Raw genomic sequence first — 10,380 nt, 5'->3', positions numbered from 1 at the left:
TGGTGACGAGCCAAAACGGCGAGCCGTCCACCCGTCAGGAAATCTGGTCACCGGATCCCCGCCGCTGGCGCGCCCTGGTCGTGACCCAGATGGCCGGGTTCATGACCCTGCTCGACGTCAGCATCGTCAACGTCGCGGTGCCCTCGATCGAGCGCGGGCTGCACGCCTCACCGCAACAGATCCAGTGGGTGGTGTCCGGCTACGCCCTGACCTTCGGGTTGACGCTAGTCCCGGCGGGCCGGCTCGGCGACATGCTGGGCCGGCGCCGGATGTTCCTCCTCGCGCTGAGCGCCTTCGTGCTGACGAGCGCGGTCGCCGGAGCGGCGCCGAACCCCGCGCTGCTGGTCGTGGCCCGGCTGCTGCAGGGACTGGCCGCCGGCATGCTGGCCCCACAGAACTCCGGCCTCATCCAGGACCTGTTCCGCGGCCCCGAGCGCGGTCGGGCCTTCGGGGTGCTCGGCGCGACCATCGGGCTCGCCACCGCGGTGGGCCCGGTGCTCGGCGGTCTGATCATCACCCTGGGCAACGGGCCGGACGCGTGGCGCTGGGTCTTCTACGTCAACGTGCCGATCGGGATCGTGGCCCTCGTGCTGGCCGCCCGGTGGGTGCCGCGGACGGTCGCCGACGAAGTGGGTCGCACACACCTCGATCTGGTGGGGACGCTGCTGCTCGGCGGTGCCGTGGTGACCGTGCTGCTGCCGCTCGTCGAGGGCCAGAGCGGCGGGTTCAGCCGCTGGTGGTGGTCGTTCCTCCTCGCGATCGTGCTCTTCGTGCTCTTCGCGCGGTGGGAGGGGAGGATGGCGCGCCTGGGGAAGCCGCCGGTGCTCGACCCGCAACTCGCGCACACCCCCGGTTATCCCGCGGGGCTGGTGATCGGGTTGCTGTACTTCATGGGGTACACCGGGATCTGGCTGGTCCTGGCGTTGTACTTCCAATCCGGGCTGGGCTACTCGCCGCTTCGGTCGGGCCTGGCGGTCACGCCCTTCGCGTTGGGCGCGGCGCTCTCCGCGATCATCGCCGGCCGGCTGGTCGCCCGGCTCGGACGCTGGCTCACGGTGACCGGGCTGATCGCGGTCGCGGTCGGACTGGCCGCCGCCGCGCTGGTGCTGCGGCACGTCGGAGCCTCGTCGGCCGCCCTGGCCTGTGCGGGCCCGCTGTTCCTGGCCGGGATCGGCGGCGGGATGGTGGTCACCCCCAACATCACCCTCGCCCTGGAGGCGGTGCCCGTGCGGATGGCCGGCGCGGCCGGTGGAGCCCTGCAGACGGGCCAGCGGATTGGCGCCGCGCTGGGCACCGCGGCGCTGGCCAGCGTGTTCTACTCGGGGCTCACCCGCACCCATGACTACTCGACGGCCATCTCGGACGCGTTGTTCGCCGCCGCCGGGTCCATACTGCTGGCCCTGGTGCTCGCCGTCGCCGAACTGGTCCGGCGGCGGTCGCGGCAGCCCGCGCCCGTGCCGACCCCACACCCGGAGTGCGACCTGCACCGCATCTGATGCGACGGGACGGTCCTGCTCCGGGCATCGCCCGTGGCTCAATTATCCGGCCGTCGCCCTGTGGCCACGGGGCATCGGCGGGCCGCTGCGGACGGGTGCATGTGCGGACGTAGCGGTCGACGGCGAGGATCGCACCGACGGCCGGCGAGTTGGTGATCCGGCCGTCGAGCACCCAGCTGACCGAGGCGCGAGACCGGCTCGATGCCGAGCCGGCTGAACGCCGACGCCGGGAGGACGATCTCGCCCGGGCCACCGCCGCGCCGGCACGCCGGGGGGTGCCCCGCTACGAGCACCTACACCCGGTGACCCGACCACGTTCCGGTTGTGGATCCCGTGCGGGACGGCTCGGCCACCCCGGCTTCGTCCGCCTCGCGCTCCGGCCGGCCTTCCGCTTGTGATGCGCCGGTGATGATCATGGTGAGATGTGGGTGGCGGCGGGTGCGGTGCCGATGATGCCGAGAAGCCGCATAGTCGCCCGGATCGGCAGGCCGTCACGCACAAAGGGAGCTGCGGCCTCCAGGCATGCCTCGCGGAACGCGTCCTCGCCCGCCACCATGACGGCTTCGTAACCAGGCCCGGTGGCCGCGAGCCCGCGCGCGAAGTGTTCGGGATCGGCGAACTCCAGGACGAACGGTACGTCGAACACTTCGCCAGGGATGAGCCCGGCGTCGGTGAGGAACTGAGCAGCCACGCCAGGGCGTTTGAGCGCGACCATGTCTGACTGGTGGTCGATCTGAGGTGGGGTCGCCAGTCGGAACGGCGCGAACAGCGGGCCGCCCTGCGACGCCGCCATCTCGCCCCAGAACGTAATGGCAACTCGTCCACCGGGACACAGAACGCGACGAGCCTGGGCCATCGCCGCCGGGGTCGTCGCCCAGATCCCGCGGAAGCTGGTGACGACGTCGAACGACGCGGCCGGGAAATGTGGCTCAGCCATGTCACCGGCGACTATGCGGCTGTCCGGGTTACGCAGCGACGCCACTGCGGCGAGTCGGGCGGAGGCGTCCACGCCGGCTACGTCGGCGCCTTGGAGGCGGGCCAGTTCCAGCGCCAGTCCCGAGCCGCAGGCCATATCGAGCAGGGTGGTGCCGGGCCCGATGCCGAGCCTGCGGTGCACGTAGAGGTACTCCCGCGCAGCGGCAGGCTCCATGAGCGTGGCGAAGTCGGCGGCTCGTCTGCCCCATCCTTCATCGACCATCCGCCACTGCTCGATCCCGTCCATCGGGTCATCGTGGCAGCAACACCGTCACCCTGGGGAGAGGGGGCCGGCGGCACCCACACCAGCGACCGTCCGCTGAGGCTCCCCGCCCGGGACCGGGACCTCGCGGACGCGCGTCCCGAACGTCCGGCAGGGCTCCTTGCCGCCGGAAGCCCGGTGCGCTACTTCGCACCGGTCGCGATCGTGGCCCTCGGTCCGTTCCGGCTCGCCTCGACCGGGGCGGAGTCGGCCGGCAGACTCGCCCTCGTCGAGGCACGGACCTGCCCGGCGACTCGTTGCCGGCGGTGTCCGAGGGCCCAACACAGGCGGGAACGCGCTCCGGACGCACCAACACGTGTCCGGAGCATCGTCACCCGTCCGCCGTCATTGCCGGGCGAACTCGAACCAGGCGTAGTCGCCGAGGAAGCTGCTCACGACCGTCATGTCGAGGTTCTTCGACACCCAGTCCTTGGCCGCCTCGTCAGCGCCCTTGGCGTCGCGTTCGGAGTTCCAGGCGCTCATCGAGACGAGTTGGTCACCCTGGACCATGACCCCGTAGGCGAGGAACCCGGACTGCTTCTTGAAGATCGGCAGCATGCCACCTCTGGCCTTCTCGACTATTTCGTCGGCATCGCCGGTGAACGAGTAGATCACGCATCGGCCGTAGGGCATGGTTGCTTCCCTTCACTCGTACCTCACGTCGGGGCCAAGAGAGTCCTCTGATGCTCTTGGTAGCGCCAGGGGCCCGACGTACGGTCACGCTCACGGACCATCCTGGGCTGTGACGGGCTGGACCGGACCTGCCTGGCCGACGACGCTTCGGGTCGTACTTCGACCGACACCACAGCCCGTGTCGTGGACAGTCCGCGCGCTGTCCCACTGCGGATGAGATCGACGCGGCGCTGCGACTCCAGGACCGGCAAGTGGCCCGACACGCATCGTTGGCCGGGTAACTGGTCTCGGTCCTCGACTCGGCCAGGCCGCTCGCACGTCAAGAGCGGTGAGAGCGGTGTGTCTGGGAGACAACGACGACCTGGAAGGCCTCCACCGACTGACGCCGAAGCTGGGACATCAGACCGACGAGGTCGAGTCCGCCAGGACATCGACGCTAGACGAAGGCACTCAAGCCCGTGATGGCCCGGCCGACGATGAGGGTGTTCATCTCGCGGGTCCCCTCGTAGGAGTAGATCGCCTCGGCGTCGGCGACGAACCTGCCGACGTGGTGTTCGAGCAGGATCCCGTTGCCGCCCAGCAGCTCCCGCGCGTAACCGACGGTCTCGCGCATCCGGACGGTGCAGAACGCCTTGGCCAGCGCGGAGTGCTCGTCGCACGCCGTGCCGTCCGCCTGCAGCCGGGCCAGCTGGGCGCACAGCGCGGCCGACGCCGTGATGTTGCCCAGCATCCGCACGAGCAGGTCCTGCACGAGTTGGAACCCGCCGATCGGGCGGCCGAACTGCTCACGGTGCGTGGCGTAGGCGAGCGCGTGCTCGTAAGCGCCGCGCGCGCAGCCCACGGCCATCCAGGCGACCCCGGCGCGGGTCAGGCGCAGGACCTTTGCGGTGTCCCGGAACGAGTGGGCACGCTGCAGCCGGTCGGTCTCGGGCACCCGGACGTCGTGCAGCGTGATCTCGGCGTTCTGCACGACGCGCAGCGCGATCTTGTCCTCCAGCTTGCGGGTGCTGAACCCGGGTGTGCCCTTCTCGACGACGAACCCCTTGACCTGGTCGTCGTTCTCGTCGCGGGCCCAGATCACGACGAGGTCGGCGAAGGTGGCGTTGCCGATCCAGGTCTTCTGGCCGTTGAGCACCCACCCGTCGCCGTCGCGGCGGGCGGTGGTGGTCAGGCCGGCCGCCGCCCCGGAGCCGACCAGCGGCTCCGTGAGGCCGAACGCCCCGATGAGCGCCATGTCGGCCATCGCGGGGAGCCAGCGCTGCTGTTGCTCCGCGGAGCCGCAGAGCTGGATCGACCCCATCGCGAGTCCGGAGTGGACGCCGTGGAAGGTCGCGATCGACGGGTCGACCGCGGCGATCTCCGCGAAGATCAGACCGTCGAGCAGGGGGCTGCCGTCGCGGCGCCCGACGCCGGGGTAGGGCAGCCCGGCGATCCCGAGGTCCCGCAGGGCCGGGATGATCTCGTGCGGGAACTCGCCGCGCGTCCAGCACTTCGTGATCAGGGGCGTGACCACGGTGCGCAGCGTCTCCCGCACGACACGCAGCAGCGCCCGGTCGGTGTCGTCGAGCAGTCCTTCGAGGTCGTAGAAGTCAGCGGAATCAGGCACGGCGTCGGGCACGGGGTCGGGCACGGTGGCCTCCTAGCGGTGCAGGAACGTCTGGATCGCGGGCACGAGCAGGTGCGGCATGGCGGCGAGCTCGAGGTGGCCGCCGGGATAGACGTGCAGGTGGGCGTGCGGGATCAACGCGGCGAGCAGCCGGCCGTTGAGCGGTGGGATGAGTGGGTCGTCGTCGCCGGCGAGCACCAGCGTCGGCTGGCGCAGCAACGGCAGGAAGGCCAGGCTCGTCCAGCCCGCTCCGGCGACGAGCTGGTAGAGGTAGCCCAGCGGCGGCCCGGCGCGGCCGTGTCCGGCCAGCACCTGCCGCACCAGGTCGCCGTCGGTGCGGGCGCTGCCGCCGTACAGCTCGGCGGCGACCCGCAGCAGGTGGGCCTGGTCGAGGTAGCGTCGCGGGGTGATCATCCGGCCCAGCGTCCGTGGTCCGGCCGGCACCATGATCGACCCGCTTCCCGTGGCCACCAGTACGAGCCGGCGGCAGCGCTCGCGCCGGGTGAACGCGAACTGTTGGGCCAGCCCGCCGCCCCACGAGATGCCCAGCACGTCCACCTCGGCGTACCCGAGCACGTCGAGCAGGCCCGCCACCCGCCGCGCGAGCGCCGGGAACCGGTAGGGCACCGCGGGCAACGGTGACCCGCCGACGCCGGGCACGTCGAACCGGATCACGGCGATATCCGGGTCCAGGGCCTCGACCAGGGGGGCGAAGGCCTCCAGGCCGGCGCCGATGCCGTTCATCAACAGCAGCGGGGTCCGGGCCGGGTCGCCTGGCCGGACGGACACCCGCAGCTGCTGACCTCCCACGTCGATCATGCGCAGGCCGGATGCTCCCGGGAGCGTCACCGGTCCATCACGTACGTGCCGGGTGCGGCGTCGAGCGGGCGGAGACCCCCGCCGCCGAGCTCGGCCGGGGCGTCCTTGGCCGGGCCGCTGCGTTCGCCGAGCCAGCCCAGGTAGTCCGGCCACCACGATCCCGCGGTGCTCGGTGTGGTCCGCTGCCAGCCGGACGGGTCCTCGGGCAGGTCGTCGGAGACCTGGTGGGTCGCCTTCGGGTTGGTCGGCGGGTTGACGATGGAGGCGATGTGCCCGCTCGTGGAGAGGACGAACCGGGTGTCGCCGCCGAACAGGCGCGCACCGCGGTAGCAGTTCTGCCACGGTGAGATGTGGTCGGCGACGCCGGCGACGACGTAGCCGTCGGCAGTGACGGCCGAGAGGTCCACGGGGCTGCCCAGCATGCTGGCGGCGCCCGGTTCCACCAGCGCGTTGCGCAGGCCCAGGTCGATGAATCCGCGGTGCAGTCCGGCGGCCATGCGCGTGGTGTCGGCGTTCCAGAACAGGATGTCGAACGCGGCGGGGTCGCGGCCGCGCAGGTAGTTGTTCACCCAGTAGTTCCAGATCAGGTCATCAGGCCGCAACCAGGCGAAGACCTCGGCGAGGGTGCGGCCGTCCAGGTAGCCACGTGCGGCGGACACGGCGATCGCCGCCTTCGCGGTCTGCTCGTCGAGCAACGCCGCCGCGGTGCCGGCGTGGGCCTGGTCGAGCACGCACACCGAGAGCCCGAAGCCGGCGACCCGGTCGGCGAGCACGCCGCGGTCGGCGAGCGCGGCCATTGCCATCGACAGCAGGGTGCCCCCCGAGCAGAAGCCCAGGGTGAGTGCCGCGTCGGCGCCGGTGATCCGCACTGCCGCGTCGAGAGCGTCGAGGATCGCGCGGCCATAGGTGTCGAGGTCCCAGTCGCGCTGGCGGGCGTCGGGGTTGCGCCAGGAGACCATGAAGACCTGCTGGCCGCCCTGCACGAGGTACTCCACCAGGCTACGACCCGGTGCGAGGTCCGCGACGTAGAACTTGTTGATCACCGGCGGGACGACGAGCAGCGGGCGGGCGCGCACCATCGGTGTCTGCGGGGTGTACTGGATCAGCTCCAGCACATCGGTGCGCAGGACAACCGCGCCGGGCGTGAGGGCGAGGTCCACCCCCACCTCGAACGCATCCGGGCGCACCATCGTGGGCACCCGCGGTGCGGTGGCGAGGTCGGTCAGCAGGTTGCGGATCCCGGCGAGGATGTTGCCGCCACCGGAGTCGATCAGTGCCTTCCACGCGGCGGGGCTGACGAGCGGGTTGTTGCTCGGTGCCAGTGCGGCGACGAGGTTGTCGGCGGCGAAGGTGAGCCGTTCCCGGTCGCGCCAGCCCAGCTCCGTGTCCGACAGGAGGGCCTGCGCGGCGCCGGCTGTGGCGAGGTAGGCCTGCACGGTCCGGCGCAGCACCGGGTTGGTGGACCAGGCCTCGTCGGCGAACCGGCGGTCCCGCTTCGACGGCGCGAGCCGCGACTGGCCGGTCGCGACCTGGCCGAGCTCTGAGGCCAGCTCGCGGGCGCGGCGGGCGACCGTTCGCGGGCGGCGCGCCAGGTCGGCGGCCAGCCGCAGGCCGGCCGAGCCGGGCAGCAGCCGGCGCAGCGGGCCGAGTGCACCGTCGGTGAGCAGCAGGTCCAGTGGCGCCGCGGAGTCGTCGGCGTCGGTCGCCGGGGTGCCGACATCGATGACCTCGGCGTTCATGACAGCGCCTCGGCCGGGATCGTGACCTCGCGGCGCAGGACCTTGCCGGTGGGGCCCTTCGGCAGGCTGTCGACGACCCAGATGCGGCGGGGGTACTTGTACGCCGCCACGCGGCTGCGGACGAACTCGCGGATGTCGTCGGTGTCGGCCTCGGCGTTGAGCGCGACGGCGGCCCCGATCTCCTCCCCCAGCTCGGGGTGCGGGATACCGACCACGGCGGCTTCGAAGACCGCCGGGTGTTCGTAGAGCACCTCCTCGATCTCGCGCGGGTAGACGTTGAAGCCGCCGCGGATGATCAGGTCCTTCTTGCGGTCGACGATGAAGTAGTAGCCGTCCTCGTCCTGCTGCGCGAGGTCGCCGCTGCGGAACCAGCCGTCGGGGATCGCCTCCCGGGTGGCCTCGGGACGGTTGCGGTAGCCGCGCATGACGTTGTGCCCGCGAATCGCGATTTCCCCGATCTCCCCCGGCTCCACGTCGGTGCCGGAGTCGTCCAGCAACCGGATCTGCACGCCGTCCACCGGGGTGCCGATGGATCCGGGCTTGCGCGGCTGGTGCGGGTGGTTGAACACCGCGACCGGGGAGGTCTCCGACAGCCCGTAGCCCTCGAGGATCGGGGTGGCGAACGCGGCCTCGAAGCCGCGCAGCACCTCGACCGGCAGCGCGGCGCCGCCCGACACCCCGATCCGCAGCGACGACGTGTCGGCCGAGCGGTCCGGATGCCCCAGCAGCGCGGAGAACATCGTGGGCACACCCTCGAACACGGTGACGCGGTCGCGGGCGATCACGTCCAGGGCGGCAGCCGGTGCGAACCGTGGGATCACCGTCACGCAGGCGCCGCTGCACAGGGCGGCGTTGAGCCCGCAGGACTGGCCGAAGGCGTGGAAGAACGGCAGGCAGCCCATGACGACGTCATCGGGAGTGAGCTCCAGCAGCGTGGTGGCCGTGACGGTGGCGTTGTGCCGCAGGTTCGCGTGGGTGAGCTCGGCGCCCTTCGGCTGCCCCGTCGTGCCCGACGTGTACAGCAGTACGGCGAGGTCGTCGTCGGCGCACGCGACCACGCCCGACCGCGGCTCGTGGGCGCCGAGCAGGGCGGCGAAGCCGTCGTCGACGACGACGAGGTCGGCCCCGGCATCGGCCGCGCCGGCGGCGGAGTGCGGATCGGACATGCCCGTCGCGAACAGCAGCCGCGCTCCGGAGTCCGACAGGTAGTAGGCCACCTCGCGCGACTTGAGCAGCGGGTTCATCGGCACCACGACCGCACCGGCCCGCAGTATGCCGTAGTAGACGGCCGCGAACTCCGCGACGTTCGGCAGCATCAACCCCACCGCCTGGCCCGGGGTGATCCCCCGCGCGTCGAGCAGCGCGGCCGCCCGGGCGGAGGACCCGTCGAGCTCGGTGTAGGTCAGTACGCGGTCGTCGTGGCGGACCGCGGGCCGATCGGGATGCTGGGCCGTGGACTCGGTGAGCAACAGGGCGAGACTGGTCATCATTGACTCCTTCGGAGCTGGTTCGTTCCGTGTGAGAAGCGTGCGCGCCGGGACCCCCGGGGAACACAGGGCTGCGGACAACGCCTCGGCTGGTCCTCTTGTCACCGCGGACAATGGGCCTAGGCTGCGGGGGTGGCTCCGGCGTCGTCCCCACGCGCGGCGGGAGCCGTGGGCGAGATCGTGGCCGCGATGCTGGACCGGACACCCGAGACCGTCGACCGGGTCCAGAAGCGGATCCGCGCCGAGATCGCCTTCTACGCCGCCGAGGACGTCGTCAAGCCCGACGAGCTGCGCGCCTCGCTCGCCGACAACCTCGACTACATCCTCAGCGGGCTGACCGGCCCGGGCCGGGCCGACCTCTCCGCCGCGCAGGCCACCGGCCGGGCCCGCGCCGGGCAGGGCGCGCCGCTGGTGGAGATGCTTGCCGCCTACCGGCTGGGGTTCGCCGAGATCTGGACGGCGCTCGTCGCCACGGCTCGCGCGATCCCCGGGATGGGCGCCGACGTGCTGGTCGAGCTCGCCGGGTCGATGTTCACACTGCAGAACGAGCACTCCGACGCCGCGGTCAGCGGTTACCGCGACGAGTCCTACCAGATCATGCGGGCCACCGAGCGCGAACGCGCAGCACTGGTGGAGGCGATCCTCGTCAGCACGGTGGCGAAGGGCACCCTCTGGGAGGCGGCCCAGGCGCTGCGGCTCCCGCTGGACGGGACGTTCCTGGTGGTCGCCGCGGAGACCCTCGAGGTCGGCCGCGACCCGCTCCCCCGCATCGAGTCGGCGATCGCGGCGCTGGACGTCAGCTCGGTGTGGCGGCTGCAGCCCGAACTCCTCGTCGGTGTGGTCTCGCTGCCCCGGCGATCGCGTGTCGACGCCGTTCTCGCGGTGCTGCGCCGCCACACCACCGCGCGCGTGGGGGTGAGCCCGGTGTTCGCCGAGCTGCGCCAGGCCGCGTGGGCTCTGCGGCTGGCCCGCCTCGCACTGGACCACCTGGCGGCCGGGCCCGGCCTCGAGCAGTTCGTGGACAGCCCGCTCAACGTGCTCGTCGCCGCCGCGCCGCACGCCGCACTCGAAGCCGCGAAGTCGGTGCTGAGCGGCCTGCTGGAGCTGCCCCCGGACGACCGCGACCTGCTGCTGACCACCTTCGTCGCGTGGCTGGACGCCGACGGTTCCGCCACCGCCGCCGGCGCGGCGCTGTTCTGCCACCCCAACACCGTCCGCTACCGGATGCGCCGCATCGAGGCCGGCACCGGTCGCTCGCTGGGCCGGCCGTCCGACGTCGCGGAGCTGGTCACCGCGGTGCGCGCGTGGCTGCAGCTGCCCCACCCGGACTGACCGGCGGCCGGTCATCGCCGCAGGTGGCGCA

At 72.0% G+C, this 10,380-nt stretch carries 8 protein-coding genes; 2 read left to right on the top strand and 6 right to left on the bottom strand.

Going from position 1 to position 10,380, the window contains the following annotated elements:
* The first annotated feature begins 2 nt into the window (after nucleotides 1–2).
* Nucleotides 3–1,496, top strand: a complete 1,494-nt coding sequence (locus JWR81_RS14140) for an MFS transporter (RefSeq protein WP_297651465.1) — start codon at nucleotides 3–5, stop codon at nucleotides 1,494–1,496.
* A gap of 412 nt (nucleotides 1,497–1,908) precedes the next feature.
* On the opposite strand, the gene JWR81_RS14135 is transcribed toward JWR81_RS14140, so the two are convergent.
* The 6 genes from JWR81_RS14135 to JWR81_RS14110 form a co-directional block, all read right to left on the bottom strand.
* On the bottom strand, nucleotides 1,909–2,718 hold the full coding sequence (locus JWR81_RS14135; RefSeq protein ID WP_297651463.1) for a class I SAM-dependent methyltransferase: 810 nt from the start codon (nucleotides 2,716–2,718) through the stop codon (nucleotides 1,909–1,911).
* A 360-nt stretch (nucleotides 2,719–3,078) separates the two neighbouring features.
* A complete protein-coding gene (locus JWR81_RS14130; protein ID WP_297651461.1) occupies nucleotides 3,079–3,366 on the bottom strand; it encodes a hypothetical protein in 288 nt (95 codons plus the stop codon).
* Between the two features lie 436 nt (nucleotides 3,367–3,802).
* Entirely contained in the window at nucleotides 3,803–4,996 is a 1,194-nt protein-coding gene (locus tag JWR81_RS14125) for an acyl-CoA dehydrogenase family protein (RefSeq protein WP_297651459.1), read from the bottom strand.
* A 9-nt stretch (nucleotides 4,997–5,005) separates the two neighbouring features.
* Nucleotides 5,006–5,821 carry a poly(3-hydroxyalkanoate) depolymerase gene (gene phaZ / locus JWR81_RS14120; protein WP_297651457.1) on the bottom strand — a complete coding sequence of 272 codons (816 nt, stop codon included), beginning with the start codon at nucleotides 5,819–5,821 and terminating at the stop codon, nucleotides 5,006–5,008.
* Nucleotides 5,818–7,530 carry an alpha/beta fold hydrolase gene (locus JWR81_RS14115; protein WP_297651455.1) on the bottom strand — a complete coding sequence of 571 codons (1,713 nt, stop codon included), beginning with the start codon at nucleotides 7,528–7,530 and terminating at the stop codon, nucleotides 5,818–5,820. The genes phaZ and JWR81_RS14115 overlap by 4 nt, the downstream gene beginning before the upstream one ends.
* The gene (locus tag JWR81_RS14110) at nucleotides 7,527–9,017 is read right to left on the bottom strand and encodes a long-chain fatty acid--CoA ligase (protein ID WP_297651453.1); all 1,491 of its coding nucleotides are present in this window, start codon (nucleotides 9,015–9,017) and stop codon (nucleotides 7,527–7,529) included. The genes JWR81_RS14115 and JWR81_RS14110 overlap by 4 nt, the downstream gene beginning before the upstream one ends.
* Before the next feature lie 132 nt (nucleotides 9,018–9,149).
* Here JWR81_RS14110 and JWR81_RS14105 point away from each other — a divergent pair, with 132 nt between their 5' ends.
* A complete protein-coding gene (locus JWR81_RS14105; protein ID WP_297651451.1) occupies nucleotides 9,150–10,349 on the top strand; it encodes a helix-turn-helix domain-containing protein in 1,200 nt (399 codons plus the stop codon).
* Nucleotides 10,350–10,380 lie beyond the last annotated feature (31 nt).

The organism is Pseudonocardia sp. (assembly GCF_025965585.1).
Taxonomy (GTDB): Bacteria; Actinomycetota; Actinomycetes; order Mycobacteriales; family Pseudonocardiaceae; genus Pseudonocardia.
This window is presented reverse-complemented; position numbering and strand designations above follow the sequence as displayed.